This window comes from Spirochaetota bacterium (assembly GCA_030154445.1).
Lineage (GTDB): Bacteria > Spirochaetota > Brevinematia > Brevinematales > Brevinemataceae > Brevinema_A.
The window spans coordinates 19,213-40,039 of record JAGUQW010000002.1; the positions used below are offsets into that span (position 1 = coordinate 19,213).

A 20,827-nucleotide genomic window follows, 5' to 3' on the forward strand; every position below is an offset into this window, starting at 1 on the left:
TTTTATTTAAAAAGTATTGTAAATATTAGTAAAATAAAGTATAATGCCTCAATAGATATTATATATTAGTATTTATAAAAACAAGGAGAATTTTATGAATTTTATATATCCTTTATTACTACTTTTTGTAGTAAGTTGTTCAGCAACACATAATAGTGAAGCTAGCGATAATACTAGTGACAATTTTAATAATATTGTTGGTGACAGTTCAGACATTGTTACTAATGGTAATGGGGTGACTGATGATTCTAATCAAGGGTCTTTAGATGTTAATAGCGATGGTATTGTTACAAATCCTCCTGTAATTGATAAAAATACAGATGTTGATTTAGATTCACTTAGAAAATCTTTTATAGGTGGTTACAACTCTGATACTGATAAAACAACGGTAACAATTCGTACAGATCAGGGCGTTATTGCTTTTCAAAATGGATTTTTACAAATCTTAGAAGGTACTACTCATAAAGGAATAACTTTTTCTTTGACTAGCAGTTATCTAAATATGACACAAGATGATCAAATTAAAAACGCAACACTAAATATACATAGTGCAACAGCTTTCTCTATTTTAAATTTTGAAGCAAATGGCGTTGATGGACAAAAATTAACTGTGACTGAGCTTCGATTCCTAAAACAAGATAATGATCTTTTTGTATTGAATTCTGATGGTAATTATCAATTATTTGGTAAAAAAACTTATTAAAATATAATTCCAATCAAAAAACACCACTGTAATTAGTGGTGTTTTTTGATTGAATGGTAACTATTATGATAATTTAATTTAATTGAAAAATAGGGTAGTTATTTTTATATATCATAGAACCGCGTACTTCATAGCTATCTGATCCAGATAGTCCTTGACTTAGTATAGAAAATATAATTTTACCTGAATGATCTACAATATTTGAACCTATTTTTTGATATATAATGCGTTCTGAAGAATCTTTAACAAAATTATCTGTATAAGTGTATTTAGTACTACCTGCAAATTCACTGACATTAGAACTTGATAAGATATAATTTTTTTCACCATTTTGGCTATATGCTATAGAATATCCTGATAAAATATCCAGTGCCATTAACAATGCTAAAATTGAACCCATAGCAGTAATCTCCTTATTGTATTCGTAAGTATATAAAATATTATTCTTCCACTTCTAAGAGAGAACTTTTGAGTGCGTTTTCGTATTGACTATCATCTAGCGGGTGTGCTGCAATATCCCAAGGAAGAGATACTAACTGACCGCCTTCTTGTTGTACTTCATAAGTGCCTCCAATAGCTTGCCCTTTATCTATAATAAGATTATGAGTAACAGCACCTTTGTAAATACCGTCTACATTGATAGTACCTACCAATTTTCCTTCTTGTGCGAATAATTTAAAAATCTGCACTTCGTAGGTTCCATTAATGGCAAGAACTTGATCTACAAAATTAGTATATTGTATCATTACACGAAATGGTTTTTTTATAATCCCTGTAGTTTTATAAATAAGGTAACCTTGACGCCAACCTTTTTTTTTCTCTCCAAAGAAATTGAGCATTTTCATTGTATTAATACGAGGTAAAGAAGACTCAATTGTTTTTTGGAATTCTAAAAAAAATTCTTGATCTGTAATTTTTCTATGTCCGACATCAGTCATATTTGTAATCATTACAATATTAGTAACCATTGGTATAGGGGTGAATATCTGTTTTTTTTTATTTTCCCGCTCCCGCTCTTTCCGTTCACGATTACTTTCTTCTAGTTGAGTAACATTAGTTTTGTAAGCAGTAATTATATAAAGATATTGCCCAAAAGGTATATTAGTATCTGTATAATTTGTTGTTGTTTGAGTAATAAGAGTATTAGTTTCTACAGGAATAATCTTTCCTAATTTAGAATTCTTAAGAGTATTATAAGCTCGCTGAATAGTGTAAAATTCTGCTTCAGGAACAGAATACCATTCTAAATCAACTTTGTTGTCGTAAATACCATCACTAACTTGTAAACTATATACTGGGGTTATATATGCCTGTATAATTGATGTTATAAATATAAGAAAATATAATAAAAATTTCATAACGCTTCCTTTTTTTAAAATAAATAAATACAATTTATAAAAATCGAGTATCTGTTTGCTGTAATTCTATTAGAATTTGTTTGTGTATAGTATCTGGATCGAGGTCACCATCAATAATACTAATATAGTTGTATTGTGATGATAATTCTATGTAACCATCGTAAATTCTTTGATGAAAATCAGTGTTTTCTAATTCTATTCTATCCAAGCCTGATGTCATTTTTTCTTGAAGACGCCGAGTTGTCGTTTGAAAGCTTGGTTTGAGCAAAAATGTTTTAGAAGGTTGGAGTTCTAAAGTAGCCTTTTTGGATATTTCTTGTAAATCTAGTATATTCAAATTTCGTCCATAACCTTGATATACTAAGGAAGAATGAAAATATCTATCACAAATCACAATAATTCCTTCTTTTAATTTTGGTTGAATAATTGTTTCTGTAAGCTGAGCACGAGATGCAGATAAAATAAAAAATTCAGTAAGTGGGGTACAATATTGAGTAAGAAGAATTTTACGAAGTTGTTCCCCAACATCTGTAGTGCCTGGCTCTCTTACTAAGATAGCTGGAATATTTTTTTGATTACAGTATTCAAGTAATTTTTTACTTTGCAATGTTTTTCCAGAACACTCTACACCTTCAAATGTAACAAACAACATATTTTCCCCATAGTGTGAATTATAACGAATATTATAATGTAAATATATTGTTATGTCAAGATAGTTATATATACAATATTATTATAATTCATTGAAAATAGTTGACCAAAATCATATTCTTTTTTATAATAGTATATATATATATTATTATAGGAGTTTTTAAATGAAAAAATATTTATTATTTGTGATTATTTTGATATCAAATGTTACGTACACGAGAGTTAATAATATAGTAGAAATGATGTCGCCTACAGATAGATATAATTTGTTTTTATCTACCAAAGAAGTAGCTGATGCTTACAAAAATCAAGGACGTATTCAAAAAGCAGATAGTTTTTATCGATTAGCTGTAGATATTTATCCTATTGGTGATGAAACACATCAATTAGCAAACGAATTAAATATTTCTCTTAATGATGAACAAACATATACTAATTTTATAGAATTAGGAGACAAAAATCTTCAAAACAAACAATATAGAAAAGCTCAAATAAATTATTTTATGGCAAATAAACTGTCTAGTTCTTCAGAATTATATGTTAAAATAGCTAATACTTACGAAGGATTAGGAAATACAACAGAGGCTATATATTATCAAGGATTAAGTGAAAATCAATTTTTTTCTGAAACTGCTAATATGAAGTTAGAACAAACAGAAGCAGAACAAGATGCAGAAGTAGCAAGTATATTGTTAGAGGAATATTTGTTAGAAGAACATGAATTGTCTGATGAAGATGAAATGTTGTTCGAAAAATCTCCATCAAATGAAAAAAATATGGTAAATACAAGTGATCTGAACGCTATTATAGAAATAGATTATGAAGAACAATTAAATTAATTAAAGATCAATAATTATAAAATAAGCTACACTATAGTGTAGCTTATTTTATAATACGATTTATACTAAATACGATGTTATTATAAGGAAGAGACTAATGCCATTAACTTTTGAAGATCCTAGTATTGTTTTTAATGTTAATCAAGGGATGATTTTAGAAGCATCTGCAGGAAGCGGTAAAACAACTATCTTAACAGAGCGTTGGTTATCGTCTTTTTTGTATCTTATAGTGTGGGAACAAAAAACAGTTTCAGAAGCACTACAATCAATTACAGCCCTTACTTTTACCAAAAAAGCTGCTATAGAAATGAAAAATCGTATTAGAGAAAGAATAGAAGAATTATGGCAGGATAATGAACTGGAATATATCTTAAATAAGTTAACACAATTTGTAGGGGAATATCCTACTAGTTTGGCTCAAATTACTAGTCATTTAGAATCTCAGCGAAATCAAATAGATGATCTTCTTTCCAGTGCCAAAGTAATGACTATCAATTCGTATGTCCTTCAATTATTACGAGCGCATCCTTTGGAATTAAATATCGATATTGGACTTACTCCCGAAGAGGGTAGCTATGACATATCTTCTACAGAACAAGAAGCACAATTGAATTTATTACGCAAATTACTACTACAAGAATACCCAAAACATCAAGCTATTTTTCAATTTGGTGTCCACTTATTAGGTCTTAACAAGTGGGTATCTTTGTTAGAACAAATACGCAAATTAGTTTTTCAATATGGCGATAGAGCAATTAAAGAAGGCTTGGATAATTCTGTCTATTTTTTATACGAAAAGGAAATGCTAGAAGTAATAACAAAAGAAGATACTCTGAATCGTGTTTTTGCTATCATTAGTCCCTCTATTAATGCATTAATAGAAACATTAAACATAGAAAATAATCATAAAACATTAACTAAAGGTAATACCAAATTATATAAATCTTTAAAAAATATTAATAAAGACAATCTGTTGAATTTGTTTTCTAAAGATTTATTGGGAGTTTACGACGAGAGTAATCCAGTCAAAGACGAAGTTTTGAATGAATTAAGAAAAAATTCATATTATGCGTATCAAAGTTTTATTGATGGTTTGTATAGAATTATTATACCATTAATGATGCCGATTTCTGACCTGTGTACTCAAGAACTCAAAAAAACTCAAGCAGAATATGGAGAGATTTCTTTTGGTGATAGTGAGATTATGTTATTGGATGCTTTAAAAAATAAAACTTTTTTAGATAAGATTACGAGACATACAAGATTTTTCTTTGCTGATGAATATCAAGATACTTCTGATTTACAAAAAGAAATTTTTGATTCTATTATTGCAGATGATACTATTATTCCATTTTTTGTGGGTGATCCCAAACAATCTATTTATAGTTTTCGTAGAGCAAATGTTTATGTTTTTGCTAATACTGTTAGTGAATTTATATCTTGTAATTATGAACATAAATTATTGAATACTAATTATCGTTCTTCGAAATCACATGTAGATTTGGTAAATTATCTCTTTACAGATATTTTTCACAATGATCACGCTGGTATCAAATATCAAAATCAACTCTCCAAAAAAGAAGACGAGGGAAGTTTTGCTTATACTTTGGCATTGGGGATAGAGGATGATGAAGAAAGCAAAAGTCTTACCAAAGATAAACTAGATAAAGCTTATCACGAAGCTTTATTTATGGTGAATGATCTTATTCTCCAAAAAGTTAATCCTGGTGATATCATGATTCTCTTTAGAAACAAGGCGTCTATTTTAGATTTTTATCGTTTATCAAAAGAATATTATCCTCAATTACCTTTGTCGTCTTCTGTTCGTAATATATTGTGGGACAACAGTTATATTACTCCTATATTAAGCTTTTTAAAAACACTATTAAATCCTCATCATAATTTGACGATGATAGAATTATTAAAAACGCCTATCTTTAGAAAAACAGATATAGAAATTAATGAATTACTTATTAAAGCTCAAGAAAATGACAAATCGTTATTTGAGATACTTGAAGGACATGAATATAATATTCTTAAAGAATTTATTATTTTGAGAGATAGAATTTCTTTGGAAGAATTGATTTCTCTGTTAATCAAAGAACTATATTATGAAGAATATCTTGATCTTATTTCTGAAACAGGTGATGCAAAAGCTACTTTATCTTTATTCATTGATGAAGCTCAAAAATTACAAGAAAAAAGAGAAATGAGTTTGGGAGATTTTATTAAGTATATAGATCAGAAAAAAACAACTACAGAAGAGGCTGAATTTTCAGGAGAAGAAGGCGAAACACTACGCTTGATGACAGTACACTCTTCTAAAGGATTAGAATCGCCTTATGTTATTTATATTCATAAAGCTAATGTTAATGAAAAGAATGTTCGTTACCCTATTTATCAAAAAAATCAAATAGCTTTTGATATTTTAGGAAAAGGTATCATCGCAGAAAATTTGAGTAAAGAAAAATTAAAAGAAGAAACTGCTGAAGAAAAAAGATTGGCTTATGTAGCGATTACAAGAGCAAAAAAGAATTTTGTTTTTTGTGCTTTACCAACAATTAGAAAAGACAATAAAACAGAATCAAAACTTTTTGAAACACAGTGGGCATCATTTATTAATAAAGAATTAATTGAAAAAAATCAGGCTTATGCTTCACGAAAATTAAAACTGAATATAACTATAGAAAAGCAGCAAAAGAATACAATATCTGAAGACACATCTTTGTATAATCAACGCTATGAGTGGCTTCTAAAAAAAGACAATGCCTTTATAAGACAAGAACTTCCTCAATTTTTGTCCGTATCTTTATTACTAGATGCTGAGTTCAATCCAGACAAATTTTATGATAAATATATCAGACATTCTTTTAATTTATTAGATTCTTTAAGAGAGCTAGGGGAAGAGGAGTTTACACTGTACACTCCTTCTCAGCAAGATATAGGATCGCTGGTGCATTTACTATTACAAGAGTTCAACAATCCTACGCGTCAAGAGGTTCTTGAATATCTTCAAGTATACCACCATGAAAAAAAAGAAGTGTTTAATTTAGCGATATCTTATGCTTATGGATATTGGGAGTCAGAATTTTATCAAGGCTTATTAACAAATAGTTCGGCTACTGATAAAGAGAGGCAAGTATTGTATCTCTTACCTAATGAAATCATGATGAGGGCTACGGCTGATTTGTATGTTTCTTCTCGAGATAACAAGCATACTATTGTTGATTATAAACTGTCTGTAGGTAAAAATAAAGATAGATATCATAGACAGTTATCATATTATGCTTTATTATCAGAAAAAGCACATCAGCAAGTAGATAATATTGTTTTATTTAGTTTAAAAGAAGCGAAAGAATATTATTTAATCTGGGATAGAGAGGAAACAGAACAATATTTTAATAAGGCTGTTCAGGTAGCGATGAATTTTCTTACAAATAATGAAATTCAAATAAATAATTTAAAACCTTCTATTGATTGGGAAGAAAAAAGCACTCTTTTTTAATAACTTCTTATAGATGATAAAATAAAAATAACCCTATATCAAATATTAATTAAAAAAACCTTCTAATTTTAGAAGGTTTTTGTATGGAAGTGCTTTGATGATATAAGTATTTAAGTGATAATATCTAATATTAATCCTTGTAATTGATTAGTAATTTTGAGAATTTCCATTCTATTTTTTTCATCGTTGAGAATTCGTTGTGCTAGCTGTGCTAATGCTTCGTCAATAGCTTGTGCGGTGCGAAATAGTTTGGTTCGTGTGAGACCAGATCTAGCTGTTGTTTCTCGTATTTCTATATTACGAATAGCACCTTTGAGAAGAAGACGAATATGTTTTTTGTATCGATTAAAAATTTCAGGCAACGGTTTTTCAGCAAGTTCTTGACCTATCTTATCTAATTCATCTGCTAATACAGAAATATTACTCAATACATGATCTGGATTACTAAAAAGACTTTCTAAAATAGGTTCATCAGGGGTATCTTCTATCATTTTAGAAAATGAAGTTGAGGACATAGCTTTGGTTTTTGATGATTTCAATTTAGCAGGATGATTTTTGTTAGAACCGTGAGGAATAATTTTCATATATAAGAAATCCTTAACGAGATGATAATTGTACTAAAAATTCGGAAACAAGAGTCTCTGTGTTTTTAGAGCTAGTATCAATAGTTTCAAAAAAATTATCAAGAGGCTTTTTGATCTCTATATCTGAATATCCTAATGCACGCATTGTTAATAACACTTCTGTTTTTTTCTTAGAGGAAGGATTTGTAGTAGTGATATGAGTATCTAATTCACCTATAGTTTTTTTCATTTTACTTTGTAAGTCCAAGATCAACTGTTCTGCTTTTTTGGTAGAGATACCTTTGACTTTACTGAGACTGACTATATCCCCAGACACAATAGCCATACGCAAATCGATGCCAGAAAATTCTTCTAATATTTTGATACCTTGTTTTGGACCAACACCTTTTGCGGTGATTAGAATTTCAAAGAGATTTTTTTCAGCTAAGGATAGAAATCCTACCAAATACATTTCTTGTTCTCTAACAATAAGCGATGTATATAAAGTCGTCTCTTGTCCTATTTCAGGAAGGTCAAGAAGGATAGTGTTTGAAACTAATACCTCATACCAAACCCCAGAATTTGTTTGGATAGTAGCTTTTGGAGCAGTTTTGTCATAAATTATTCCTGTAATTCCTGCAATCATGAAGACCTCGTCACAGTACTTGTAGTATTGATAATACAATTATCAAAATAAGCATTTTGCTTGGTTAAAAATGTCACAAGATCTTGATACAAATAATCTTCTATTTGTTGTGTATGCTGCATAGGAATAATATCTTTTACAATCTGTTGACATTCTTCATGAGTACTATTTGCTAAAATATAACGAGCCATAGGAATACCAATAGGAGACATGCTTAGCGTTGAAATTCCTAGCCCATAAAGTAAGCGAATAAAATAAGGCTCTTTTGCCATTTCTCCACAGATGGATAGAGGTATATTGTGTTCAAGACATTGTTGACCAGCATAATATAATAATCGAATAATAGCTGGATGGGCAGAGTTATGGTAATGAGAAACATAATTATTATTTCTATCTGTAGCTAATATATATTGGGTTAAATCATTTGTTCCTATGCTAATAAAATCAATATGTGGAAAATAATCTGGTAAACAAATTAATGCCGAGGGGACTTCTGCCATTATTCCAATAGGAATAGTAAAAGGTGTCGTATATAATTCTTTATAGCATTCTATAATAATAGCTTTTAAAGTAAGTAAATCATCTAGCGTGGTCACAAAAGGTATTATTATTTTGATATTAGGATTTAAGTGATAGGATCTTAATAATGCTCGGATTTGTTTTTTGAATTCTTGTGGATCTCTAACAAATTGACGGGTAGATCTAAATCCTAAAAATGGATTTCCTTCATCAAGCGGTGTTATAGAAGAATTTTTAATGGTTTTATCTCCACCCAAATCTAAAGTTCTTATAGAAATGGGTAAGTTTTTAGTTTCTTTGAAAAAAGACTCGTAATAGAGCGTTTGCTCTTCTTCGCTAAATAATTGTTCTTGTAACAAAACCATCGTTTCAGTGCGTAATAATCCTACCCCATCAGCATTGTATTTGTGAATTAGATGAATATCATACAGATTTCCAATATTAGCTAAAATAGAAATAGGGTACCCATCTTTAGTTGTATGACAATTTTTTGCAGAAGCTATTATATTTTCTTCATATTGAATATGGCGTTGAATAAGATTGTGATAAAATATACAAGTTTTAGGGAGAGGATTTATAATAACATCTCCACCATAACCATCCATAATAATTTTATCTCTTCTATTAATATGTTCAATAATAGTTTTTACACCAAAAATAGCTGGGATATCTAATGCTTCAGCAAGAATGGCTGCATGTGAAGTTGCGCCACCATCAGCTGTGATAATTCCTTGTATATATTCTAAAGGAAGATGTAAGAGATCGGCTGCAGAGATACTTTCAGCAACAATTATCTTGGGTTTATTTATACTTCCATAACCACGAGAACCTGTAAGTCTTTCTAACAGTGTATAACCAATAGATTGGAAGTCATCAAAACGAGAGCGAAAATATTTATTATCAATTTTAGCAAATTCTTGTTTTATTGTTTCTATATTTTGCAGTATAATATATGTTGCAGGTATTTTTTGTTTTTCAATATGTTCTGGAATTCTTTTTTTAAATACAGGATCATTAAGAATTGCTATGTATAAATCAACCATCTGTTGATTTGTATTATTAGATAATGCGATATTATTATATTTTAATTGTTGGAATTCATGTTGTAAGGTAGTGATAATTTTTAGATAATTATCAATTTCTATAGTAGGATCTATAGTGGTACATTTCTTTTTGAGAAGTGTTTTTATAGGATTAACTTTTATAAAAACAGTACCTTCTGCAATCCCTTGATTTATAGGGATACCTTTTAGTTTTAACATATATAAATCCTAATAATATAATATTTATTGTATATATTATACATCGTTTTTTAAAAAAATCAATTATGAAAACATTTATATAAAAAAATATTTTAATTAAATAAATTGCCGATAATATTATTAAATATCTAAGGAGATAAAAATGGGTCAAATTATAGAATACTTAGTCATTACTTTCGTTATATTAGGAGTATTATTTGGGTTTGTAAATGGGTTCATAAGAGTTTTTTTTTCATGGTTTAGTGTTTTAGTAGGGGCAATTATAGCAATGAATTTTTCTTATGGGTTTACTAAATCATTTTTTCCAAATTATGCAAACAATATAATTCTGATATTTTTTATAGGTGTAGTATTATTTTCTATTGTCTATTTAGTTATAACACAAATAGCTCACCTTTGTTCAAATGCTTTTCAAACAAAAAATATGGGAGGATTAGAAAATCTTCTTGGAGGTTTTTTTGGAGGTATTCAAGTAATGATCGTAGTAGGTTTAGCGATATATTGGATTATGGCTTTAAATATAGTTGATATGTCTCAATATCCTATATCAATGTTTTCAGCATATTGGGCTGAAAAATTTATATTATTAGTTGGATCTCAAGTAGATGTTGCTAATCATCTTTTAAAATAATTTTCATTATTTTGCTTATCAAATATCTTGACAAATTATTGTATAAATTATAATATGATAAATACCAATGTTTTTTATAATTAAAGAGGAATAGTGAACTTAAAATATAGTGTTTTTTTTCTTATAATAATTTTGACTTCTTTGTCTTTTACACAAGAGAATGACAATGCTTCTCAAGTTGATCCAGACATTGTTTATTTTTCAGATTATGTATATACGGTAATTAATAAATTGCCAGATATACAACTAAATAAATTGAAGAATATAGAAGCTTCAGTAAATCTTTTAAAAGCTTTGAAACAAAAAGAATGGGAATTTAATGTAAGAAGTGGTGCTTTTCAAGAGAGTGATTTCACAGGAAATATTGATTCTCCATTTATATTTCAAACAGGTTGGGAAGCAGCTTCTTCGTTAAGTAAAACCTTTGTAAATATCGGTGGACGAATGAATTTGGATTTTGTCTTTAGACAATTTATTGCTAGAGGGGTTGTTGATGGAATTATAGAAAAAAGAGAATTTTTTGTTCCAACATTAACATTTAAATATGCTCAACCTCTACTTAAAAATGCTTTTGGATTATTAGATCGTTCACCAATTGCTTTGGCTGGATTAGATAAAAGAATGGCAAGTTGGACCGTAGAAGAAGAAAATGCCTATTTATTAGCTAATTATAAAAAAATATATATGCAATGGATTGTATACGCTCAAATCCAAGAATTTTTGATAGAATCTTTGGATAATTCAAAAGAATTAGAAAAAATTAGTAAAGCTCAACGAGATATTGGTTATATAGATGAAATTGATTACCAAAATGCAAAAATGCTTAGTCTAGAAATCGAAAGTGAGTTATTAGATGTAGAAAGAACTTATACAAATCTTTTGTATCAGATTTCTTATTTAGTAGATAATACTAATATTAAACCCGATCTTGGCGAATGGGATATATTAACAGCAGCATTAAATAATGAAAGTTTTCAAGGAATTCCTTTTACTGATACCAGACAAGCGTTGATTTTGTCTTTTATGCAAAATAAGATCAAACACTCTGTTGGAGCTTTACGTAATTCAGCATTACCAGAATTAAATTTATTATTAACAGCAGCGATGGAAGTATATTCTACAAATAGTACATCACAAATCAATCAAATGATTTTAGTGCCAGCATACTATGTTGGACTACAATTTAAATATCCTTTAGGTGATATGGATTATAAAGCTAATTCAACAGAGTTACAAAAATATCAATTAGAGTATCGATTTTTAGTAACAAAATATCAGAATGAATTTGATTACAAAATGAGTGAAAAAGAAAGAAATCTGACATTTTATAATCAAAAAATTAATAATAGACAGATTGTTAGAAAAGCATTAGAAAAACGCTATACTTCTCAATACAAAGGTTTTTTACAAGGTAGAAATATATTAGCGAATCTTATTGATACAAGAAATAAAATGTTACAAAATAGAATTGAAGAAGCAGATATGCAATTACGATTGATTTTTGAATATTTTGATTTTATAGCAATGAATAATAGAGATGAGATTTCTATGGGACAGTCTATGTCTTTAGACTAATAGAATATTTATCTAACAGAGAATATAAGTAGAACACTAGATAATAAAAAACAAGCTCAAATTATATAGAGCTTGTTTTTGTTTGTAAGGAAGTAGATGTTTTTTTTGATTCTAAGCGATCTACCCAAGATTTTGCAACTTTAGCAGTCATGGCTCTTACTCGTAAAATGTAAGATTCTCTTTCTGTTACGGAAATAGCTCCTAATGATCCTAAAGTATTGAATATATGAGAACATTTAATAGCTAGATCATAAGCTGCAAAAATTGCGTTTCCTTGAATTGCTCGGAAAAATTCTTTTTCAAAATCATTAAATAATCTAAAATAAAGTGCTTGATCTGCAATTTCAAAAGAATATGTTGAATAATCCCACTCTGAATCTAAATGTAAGTCTCCATAAGTTGTTGTATCATTCCATTGAATATCTTTAAAATGTTCTACATCTTGAAGATACATAGCTAGTCGTTCGGTACCATATGTTAATTCAGCAGGGACAGATGGCAGTGAAATACCACCGATTTGTTGAAAATATGTGAATTGAGTTACTTCCATACCATCAAGCCATACTTCCCAACCTAATCCCCAAGCTCCAAGGGTGGGTGATTTCCAATCATCATGAACAAATCGAAGATCATGTTTTGTGATATCAATACCTAGATATTCCAAACTTTGAATATATAAATCTAAAATATTAGCAGGAGCTGGTTTTAGTAATGCTTGAAATTGATAATAAAATCCCATTCGATTTGGATTAGTTCCATAACGCCCGTCTCCAGGTCTACGACAAGGTTCTACATATGCTACACGCCAAGGTTCATCCCCCAAAGATCGCAAAAAAGTATCTGGGTTAAAAGTTCCAGCACCTTTTTCTAAATCGTAAGGTTCACGAATTAAACAATCTTGTTTTGCCCAGAATTCTTTTAATTTAAAAATAATATCTTGAAATGTAAGTGCATTGGGATTTCTCATAAGTTTCACCTTTAATATTAATATATATTAATTATATCATAATTATTTATAAATCTCAAGTATGTTATTGAGATGCTTTGATGAGCCTATCTCTTAATGCTACGCCTTGTCCGTGATTCGGAGGGAGTTCACAATATATCGTAGAAATATTAAGTTTATCACATTGGAAGAAAGTATAGTATAAGGCATGAGCATAATCAATAGCATTATCAAAATGAAAAACATGTTGATATGAGGATAAATCCCTATCATAGTTAATAAATAAAAGAGCTGAATTGTCACATGCTTTGGGAGGTGTTCCTTCAAAAGCAATAATAGTTGCTTTAGGTTTGTAATGAGTGAATTGTGTTCCTGGAGAATGGTGCTCTTGAGAAGTGTTTGTACTTGGTACAATGCCTATTTGGTCAGCGATCATCTCTGCTGTAATAAAGCCTGATCGTAGAATATAAATTTTATTTCCATCAGTTTTTACAACAGTGGATTCTATTCCTATATCCAAAGTCCCTCCATCTAAAATAATAGCTTTATCTTCCATATAAAATTTTGCCATTTCATAAGTAGTTGGAGATGGTTGCCCAGAAATATTGGCAGAAGGAGCACAAATAGGCAAATTCACAGCAGATAAAAATTCCAAAGCTATAGGGTGGTTTGGAATTCTTACACCAACAGTGTTTAGTCCACAAGTAACATTAGATGAGATTTCTTTTTTTTTGGGTAAGATTAATGATAGAGGTCCTGGAGAAAATTTTTCAAAGAGTTTTTGTTCAAGAGGAGAAAGAGAAGTTGTAACACTGAGTATTTGATCTATAGTTGCGATATGAACAATCAGAGGATTAGAAGGGGGGCGATTTTTTAATTCAAAAATACGAGACACACTTTGATGGCAAAAAGCGTCAGCACCTAGTCCATAAACTGTTTCTGTAGGAAAAACAACACATTCTTTGCTAAGAATAGCATCAATAGCTAATTGTAAAGATTTGTTCATAACAATTTAATGTTTTGTATGTTTACGAAGAATTTGGTCAATAATCTTCAAATAATTTGAAGAACTATCTATGGTAGCATGAACTAGTCCTAATTTTCTAAAAATTCTATTATATTGGAGTGTAAAAGTATTACTATCTGTAATAGAGTTCTTACCTAGTGTTCTTAAGATAGTTTGATTAGATTCCATATCTTCTAGTTCTGCGATAATTGGTAGGATATAAGGACTTGTAAAATTTTGTTCAATAGGATCTGTGATAACAATAGGAATGATCTCGTGTTTTTTTGAAAGAGTTCCTAAAGCGTGTTCATACGAGTCATCAAAAAAATCACTTAATATAAAAATGATAGCTTTTTTTTTGATAAGATGATTTGCTTTTCGAAATACATTATTAAGATCAGTTTTTTTTGAGGTAGAAGGATGATAAAATACATCTCGAATAATTCTAAGAATATGAGAATAATTATGCATAGGTGGAATAATTTTCTCTATTTTATCTGAACTTAAAATCAGTCCTGTTTTGTCATTAGCAAAGAAAGAGGTAAAACCAAGTAAAGCAGTAATTTCTGCCATAAGATGTCTTTTGGATTTTACACTACCAAAATCACCTGATGCTGAAATATCAACGATGAAATATGTTTGTAACTCACGTTCTTCAATAAATGTTTTGATGAAAGGTTCGTTCATACGAGCAGTCACATTCCAATCAATATCTCTAACATTGTCTCCCGGAGTATAGGCACGAACTTCATCAAATTCCATACCACGACCTTTGAAGGAGCTTTTATAATCACTTTGTAAAGAGCTATTAACCATTTTTCGAGCTTTAATCGCTAGGTGTTTTGTTTGAGCAACAATCTCAGAAATAGAAAATTTTTCAATGTTTTCAGCCATAACAATCCCTTAATATTATTTTTTTTCTTTTTCAAGAGTAGTAGAATCTATGTAATCGATAGGATCGTTTTGACTTTTTGTTTGTTCAAAAGGATCTTGGTAAGCTTTAATATTCACAACTTTAATATTAAAATTTGGCGATTTACCTCTGATACAAGCTATAATTAATACGACAATAATATAGAAAAAAAACCCAACTATTAAAATAACAAACAAAGGCAACCATAAATAAATTAATAAAAAAATACCGATAATAAAAGAAACAAAAGAGTAAAGTGGTGAATTAATAATAAATTTCATTTTTTAAAAGAATGGAAAACGATATAATATAGCATGAAGGAAAGTAGTTAATAAAGTTAACCATCCAGCAATAGGGGTTATTTTTTCTAATATAGGAGTTAATTTCTCATTAAAAGATGCAAATGGAATCAAATCTAATAACTGTGGATAAAGAATTAAAGCATCTAAAAATAAAATAGTAGCAGGAATCAAAGCACCTATTAAAGGTAGTCCCCCATAAATAGAACCGAAATTAGGTCCAAAAAAATTCCATACTGCAAACAACAGAGCCATATAAGCCATATTTTTTTTTACAATTTCAATTTGTAAGAACAATAAAAACTCTTGTATTTTTAATAGTAAATCTGATGTTTTAGCTTGTTTGGATATATATGATGATAGATAATTTTCTATTTGATTTGCTAATAGAATAATGGAAAATGTTGCTAATATAACTAATAATAATAATACACCTAAAATTGACATAATGAACTCCTTTGTATATATTATATATACTATATATATTTTAGTCAATATATATAGTATATATAAATAAATTATTTTTATTTATATATAGTACTTGATAATAAATTAGTTATATAGTATAATTTATTTATTGCACTGATATCAAGTGTAATTCTATTTTTTGTATAGTATGTAGGGAGTATATATGAGTGCAATAACAACAGAGAGAAACCCTATAAATATAGGTGTTGTTGGTACAGGTCATATGGGACGATACCATATTAATTTATTAACTAAAATTATACCTAATGAATATGTTTATATTTATGATGTTAATACAACATTAAGTTCTAAAATAGCAAAAGAATATGATGTAACTCGCTGTTCTTCTTATGAAGAATTATTAAGCAAGGTAGATGCGGTTGTGGTTGTCGTTCCAACTTGCTTGCATTATGAATATTCAATGCAAGCAATGCGTGCTAATTGTCATGTTTTGGTGGAAAAACCTATATCAGATAACTTAGAACATGCACAATTAATGATGAGCTATGCAGAAGATAATAATTTAATACTACATATTGGGCATATTGAGCGTTTTAATGGAGCTGTGCAAGCATTGAGAGAATTTGTTGATAATCCTCATTATTTTCAAACACAACGGATTGGGTCAGTTTCTCGTATTCAAGATGTTGGTGTTGTTTTAGATTTAATGATTCATGATATTGATATTATTTTATCTTTGGTAGATGCTCCTGTAAAAGAAGTTACTGCTTATGGAGAATCTATTATTACTAATTTTGAAGACTATGCTTTGGCTACACTTTATTTTGAGAATGGAGTGATTGCATCATTAACAGCTAGTCGTGTATCAAGTTACAAAGCAAGAAATATTATTTTATCTCAAGAAAAAAATTATATTGATCTAAATTATGCTACTAATGATCTGCTAATATATCGTAATCAAGATAACCAATATGATATTTCTCAAGATCAAATCACTTACAAAGAAGGTCATTTGGTAGACAGAGTTTTTGTTCATAAAGACAATCCGCTCAAAGCTGAGTTAGAATATTTTATAGATGATATTAATAATGATACTGGAGGGGATAAATATAAAAACATTCTGTGGGATGCACATTCTAATTTGTATACTATGGAAATTGCTTTTAAAATTTTACAAGAAATTGAAAGAAATAAAAAAAATCGAACATAATTAAAAAAAAATTAAATCTCTCTTGCGTCTCTCAAACGCAAATCAAAAAAATCATCTTCTAGTTCTGTGGCTAGTAACATTTTCAATACTAATTCTACACTTTGTGTACGGATTTCTTCTCTATTACCCTCTAATAAAAATTTCTGAGACCAACCACCATCTTGTGATAAAATAGCAGTGTATATAGTGCCTATAGGCTTTTCTATAGTTCCTCCCTCAGGCCCTGCTATCCCTGTAATAGAAATAACATAATCTGCTTGTGAAATTTGTAATGCCCCTTTAACCATTGCTATAGCACATTCAAAACTCACCGCTCCATATTTTTCTAATATAGTAGAATCCACGTTTAAAATAGATTCTTTAATACTATTATTATAAGAAACTATGCCACCGAGTAAAACTTTTGAGGCACCTGGAATATCCGCAAGACTTGCCGATACCAATCCAGCAGTACAACTTTCTGCTGTGAATAAAGTTTTATTGTTTTTGCCTAATATTGTAATAATATCTTTTGTTATTTTTGAAACTTCTGTCATGACTACCTTCTTGAAAATAAAATAATTTTTTATAAAGTCTTTTATTTATAATCGTATTAAATTTCCTTTTTATTAATAGTAAGTTGGTATTATAAATAAAATGTAGTATAATATATATATAATTAAATTAGGAGTAATAAATGCTGTTAAATAAAAACCCTCTTACTTTAAAATCTTGGAAAAAATTACAAGATCATTTTGAACAGATTAAAGATATAGAAATGAAAACTATGTTTATGACAGAAGACAAACAAAATACAACAAGATTTGATAAATTTCATATTCAATTTGAAGAATTGTTATTTGATTTTTCAAAAAATCGTATTAATGAAGAAACGATGACACTATTAATTGATTTAGCAAAAGAAGTTAATCTACAAGATGCTATTACTAAACAAATTTCTGGTGATTTTATTAATGTTACAGAACAACGATCAGTACTACATACAGCCTTGAGAAATAAATCTAATTCGCCTGTGATAGTTAATGGACAAGATGTTATGCCTGAGATTAATGCCGTTCTTAATCGTATGGAGATTTTTACAGAAAAAGTTCGCTCTGGTGAATGGAAAGGCTATACAGGTAAATCAATTACAGATATTGTAAATATTGGTATTGGTGGTTCTGATTTAGGACCAGTAATGGTTGTTGAAGCATTGAAATACTATAATACAAAATTAAATATACATTTTGTTTCTAATGTAGATGGAACTCATATTATAGAAACCATGAAACATTTGAATATGGAAACCACATTATTTATTATTGCTTCAAAAACTTTTACGACCCAAGAAACAATGACTAATGCGAATACAGCAAGAGTCTTATTTTTAGAAAAAGCTTTTGATGAATCTTTTGTCTCTAAACATTTTGTTGCTGTATCTACTAATAAAGATTTAGTTACTCAGTTTGGTATTGATACTGCTAATATGTTTGGTTTTTGGGACTGGGTAGGGGGGAGATATTCTCTTTGGTCTGCGGTAGGTCTTCCAATAGCTTTAGCATTAGGATTTGACAAATTTGATGAGCTTCTTCAAGGGGCTCATACTATGGACAAACATTTTGTTAGCACTGCTTTCGATAAAAATATCCCTGTTATCATGGCCTTATTAGGTATTTGGTATAACAATTTTTTTGGAGCTGAAAGTTCAGCTATTTTGCCTTATGATCAATATTTACATCGTTTTGCAGCATATTTTCAACAAGGAGATATGGAATCAAATGGTAAATCTACGGCACGAGATGGATCAACTGTTACTTATCAAACAGGTCCTATTATTTGGGGAGAACCAGGAACAAATGGACAACATGCTTTTTATCAATTAATTCATCAAGGTACCAAATTAATCCCTTGTGATTTTTTAGCTCCAATTCAAAGTCTTAATAAAATTGGTAATCATCATGATATTTTATTATCTAATTATTTTGCACAGACAGAAGCACTCATGAAAGGTAAATCCAAAGAAGAAGTTGTTGCAGAATTACAATTATTAGGAAAATCCGAAAAAGAAATTCAAGATTTAGCTCCTTATAAAGTCTTTACTGGTAATAAACCGACAAATTCATTTTTATTTACAAAAATGACTCCCTATATCTTAGGAATGTTAGTTGCGATGTATGAACACAAAATTTTTGTCCAAGGTGTGATTTGGAATATTTATAGTTATGATCAGTGGGGTGTAGAACTCGGTAAAATATTAGCAAGTAAAATTCTTCCTGAATTAGATGGTACTAATGCAATTAATACTCATGATTCTTCTACTAATAATCTTATTAATCAATTCAAAAAATATAAATAATATATAATAAACATAAAAAAAGACTTCCAAATTTGTTGGGAGTCTTTTTTATACCTTAATATTATAGATGTAAAATAATTATCTTACAAAATGAAAACTACCTACTTTGATATCAGGCTTTACATAAGTTCCATTAATTTCATATTGAAGCATGATATTTTTAGTAGGTGATATGTCTAAAAATGTTTCAAGAGTAATTTGACCAAGTTCATTAAAATCATAATGTGTAAAAGGTTGAGCAAGTATTTCACCTTTTTTATTAACATATGCTAAAGCAAAGGAACTTGTTTTTTTAGAGATACTATAAATATCGAGAATTCCTTGAAAATTATGGCCAGAATTTCTATCAATAAAAAATACTTGATTGGCTTGAGGTTTGTCAGAATTGATAATCTTATGATGACCGATGATTTTATTTTTAGTATTATAAAACACAAGTGCTAAAAATTCGTCGTTTGGAATATCTTTAATTCCATTTATTACTCTAATAATTCTATAAGTTTTCAATGATTTTTTTTCGATCTCTTCTTGTTTTTGAAGAAGATAATATTTTTTTGGAGCTTGTGAAGGAGCATCAAAATTAATCGATATCCCACTAGGATACAATTGTATACCATAAGAAATATTAATTTTGCATAGTGTTATAAGTAGTGCTAAGAATAAGCGTTGCATAAAGTCTCCTAAATTATATAACACAATTATTTTACAAAAAAATATATCAATTATTACTATTTTATTTTTAGTCTTAATATTTTGATAAAGTATAATTTAGGAGAAAGTGTATAGTAATTTAATATTTATATGTTGAATAGGGTGTTATTTCACAAAATAAAATGCACCGATTCTTGTTAATATATTTTGTTTTTGCCCTAATAATTCTATTTGTAGCATCGTTGGTCTATTGGGAGAAAGTTTGTTGTAATCTAATATTTGTATTTTATTATCTTTCCCAAAATCTGGGTGAGAAACTGTAGATATTCTAATATTATCTTCGTTAAAAAAACCTATAAGAAAATATTGAGCATTATCTGGGATATGATAAATATCTAAAACACCTTGAAAATTACGACCTGAATTTCTGTCAATGAAAAAAATATGTTTAGGAGAAGGTTTAATAGAGTTAGTTATTATTTCTTCAGAAATAACTTCATTTATATTATTATAAAAAACAAGCTTTAGTGTGGTATCTTCTGAGTATTTTATGCTATTAACAATACGGATAAATTTTTTAAATTTTTCCGTAGTGATAATTACAGGTTCTATAGGAGTACCTTTCTTTTTATACCAAGATTTTTTGATTGCTTTGTCTACAACTATAGCTTTGGGAGGAGCATTGAAATTCACTGTGATACCACTTGGGTAAATTTTAATTTTGGAAATATCTGAATACATTGCGAATGGATTAAGTAACAATCCAAGAAAAAAAATTTTTTTCAT

Annotated in this window: 21 protein-coding genes; 7 read left to right on the top strand and 14 right to left on the bottom strand. The window is 28.9% G+C overall.

All coding sequences use genetic code 11. The annotated features are described in order from the left end of the window. Positions 1-94 precede the first annotated feature (94 nt). Complete coding sequence (locus KFW21_00245; GenBank protein ID MDK2817863.1) at positions 95-703, top strand: hypothetical protein; 609 nt, start codon at positions 95-97, stop codon at positions 701-703. Positions 704-776: 73 nt separating this feature from the next. On the opposite strand, the gene KFW21_00250 is transcribed toward KFW21_00245, so the two are convergent. From KFW21_00250 to tmk, 3 genes are read right to left on the bottom strand one after another with little or no spacing between them, the layout of a single operon-like run. After that, on the bottom strand, positions 777-1,103 hold the full coding sequence (locus KFW21_00250; GenBank protein ID MDK2817864.1) for a hypothetical protein: 327 nt from the start codon (positions 1,101-1,103) through the stop codon (positions 777-779). 40 nt (positions 1,104-1,143) lie between these two features. Beyond that, entirely contained in the window at positions 1,144-2,061 is a 918-nt protein-coding gene (locus tag KFW21_00255; GenBank protein ID MDK2817865.1) for a hypothetical protein, read from the bottom strand. Between the two features lie 34 nt (positions 2,062-2,095). After that, on the bottom strand, positions 2,096-2,713 hold the full coding sequence (tmk, locus tag KFW21_00260; GenBank protein ID MDK2817866.1) for a dTMP kinase: 618 nt from the start codon (positions 2,711-2,713) through the stop codon (positions 2,096-2,098). Positions 2,714-2,876: 163 nt separating this feature from the next. Between tmk and KFW21_00265 the strand changes: the two genes are divergently transcribed. Continuing rightward, positions 2,877-3,551, top strand: a complete 675-nt coding sequence (locus KFW21_00265) for a hypothetical protein (GenBank protein MDK2817867.1) — start codon at positions 2,877-2,879, stop codon at positions 3,549-3,551. 97 nt (positions 3,552-3,648) lie between these two features. Further along, the gene (locus tag KFW21_00270) at positions 3,649-7,056 is read left to right on the top strand and encodes a UvrD-helicase domain-containing protein (protein MDK2817868.1); all 3,408 of its coding nucleotides are present in this window, start codon (positions 3,649-3,651) and stop codon (positions 7,054-7,056) included. 110 nt (positions 7,057-7,166) lie between these two features. Here KFW21_00270 and KFW21_00275 read toward each other — a convergent pair whose 3' ends face one another. Genes KFW21_00275 through ptsP form a run of 3 tightly spaced genes read right to left on the bottom strand, consistent with a single transcriptional unit; the run spans position 7,167 to position 10,046 of the window. Continuing rightward, entirely contained in the window at positions 7,167-7,640 is a 474-nt protein-coding gene (locus tag KFW21_00275) for a DUF327 family protein (GenBank protein MDK2817869.1), read from the bottom strand. Between the two features lie 13 nt (positions 7,641-7,653). Further along, on the bottom strand, positions 7,654-8,265 hold the full coding sequence (ruvA, locus tag KFW21_00280) for a Holliday junction branch migration protein RuvA (GenBank protein MDK2817870.1): 612 nt from the start codon (positions 8,263-8,265) through the stop codon (positions 7,654-7,656). Next, a complete protein-coding gene (ptsP, locus tag KFW21_00285; protein ID MDK2817871.1) occupies positions 8,262-10,046 on the bottom strand; it encodes a phosphoenolpyruvate--protein phosphotransferase in 1,785 nt (594 codons plus the stop codon). The genes ruvA and ptsP overlap by 4 nt, the downstream gene beginning before the upstream one ends. 142 nt (positions 10,047-10,188) lie before the next feature. Between ptsP and KFW21_00290 the strand changes: the two genes are divergently transcribed. Both KFW21_00290 and KFW21_00295 read left to right on the top strand, forming a co-directional pair. Then, positions 10,189-10,677, top strand: a complete 489-nt coding sequence (locus tag KFW21_00290; protein MDK2817872.1) for a CvpA family protein — start codon at positions 10,189-10,191, stop codon at positions 10,675-10,677. Positions 10,678-10,770: 93 nt separating this feature from the next. Next, entirely contained in the window at positions 10,771-12,252 is a 1,482-nt protein-coding gene (locus KFW21_00295) for a TolC family protein (GenBank protein MDK2817873.1), read from the top strand. A 61-nt stretch (positions 12,253-12,313) separates the two neighbouring features. Here KFW21_00295 and KFW21_00300 read toward each other — a convergent pair whose 3' ends face one another. The 5 genes from KFW21_00300 to KFW21_00320 all read right to left on the bottom strand — a co-directional run bounded on the left by KFW21_00300 (position 12,314) and on the right by KFW21_00320 (position 15,863). After that, entirely contained in the window at positions 12,314-13,219 is a 906-nt protein-coding gene (locus tag KFW21_00300) for a glycine--tRNA ligase subunit alpha (protein MDK2817874.1), read from the bottom strand. Between the two features lie 64 nt (positions 13,220-13,283). Further along, positions 13,284-14,204: a threonylcarbamoyl-AMP synthase gene (locus tag KFW21_00305; protein MDK2817875.1), complete on the bottom strand. Its 921-nt coding sequence runs from the start codon at positions 14,202-14,204 to the stop codon at positions 13,284-13,286. Between the two features lie 6 nt (positions 14,205-14,210). Then, positions 14,211-15,098: a DUF58 domain-containing protein gene (locus tag KFW21_00310; GenBank protein MDK2817876.1), complete on the bottom strand. Its 888-nt coding sequence runs from the start codon at positions 15,096-15,098 to the stop codon at positions 14,211-14,213. A gap of 15 nt (positions 15,099-15,113) precedes the next feature. Then, positions 15,114-15,398 (bottom strand): hypothetical protein, encoded by a 285-nt coding sequence (locus tag KFW21_00315; protein ID MDK2817877.1) that lies wholly within the window; start codon positions 15,396-15,398, stop codon positions 15,114-15,116. Positions 15,399-15,401: 3 nt separating this feature from the next. Next, entirely contained in the window at positions 15,402-15,863 is a 462-nt protein-coding gene (locus tag KFW21_00320) for a hypothetical protein (protein MDK2817878.1), read from the bottom strand. Between the two features lie 184 nt (positions 15,864-16,047). On the opposite strand from KFW21_00320, the gene KFW21_00325 reads away from it, so the two are divergent. Beyond that, positions 16,048-17,055, top strand: coding sequence for a Gfo/Idh/MocA family oxidoreductase (locus tag KFW21_00325; GenBank protein MDK2817879.1), 1,008 nt, complete (start codon positions 16,048-16,050; stop codon positions 17,053-17,055). A gap of 11 nt (positions 17,056-17,066) precedes the next feature. Here KFW21_00325 and KFW21_00330 read toward each other — a convergent pair whose 3' ends face one another. After that, positions 17,067-17,591: a CinA family protein gene (locus tag KFW21_00330; GenBank protein ID MDK2817880.1), complete on the bottom strand. Its 525-nt coding sequence runs from the start codon at positions 17,589-17,591 to the stop codon at positions 17,067-17,069. A gap of 140 nt (positions 17,592-17,731) precedes the next feature. On the opposite strand from KFW21_00330, the gene pgi reads away from it, so the two are divergent. Then, on the top strand, positions 17,732-19,390 hold the full coding sequence (gene pgi / locus KFW21_00335) for a glucose-6-phosphate isomerase (GenBank protein MDK2817881.1): 1,659 nt from the start codon (positions 17,732-17,734) through the stop codon (positions 19,388-19,390). Between the two features lie 78 nt (positions 19,391-19,468). Here pgi and KFW21_00340 read toward each other — a convergent pair whose 3' ends face one another. Beyond that, on the bottom strand, positions 19,469-20,062 hold the full coding sequence (locus KFW21_00340) for a hypothetical protein (protein MDK2817882.1): 594 nt from the start codon (positions 20,060-20,062) through the stop codon (positions 19,469-19,471). A 144-nt stretch (positions 20,063-20,206) separates the two neighbouring features. Then, positions 20,207-20,827 carry a hypothetical protein gene (locus tag KFW21_00345; protein ID MDK2817883.1) on the bottom strand — a complete coding sequence of 207 codons (621 nt, stop codon included), beginning with the start codon at positions 20,825-20,827 and terminating at the stop codon, positions 20,207-20,209.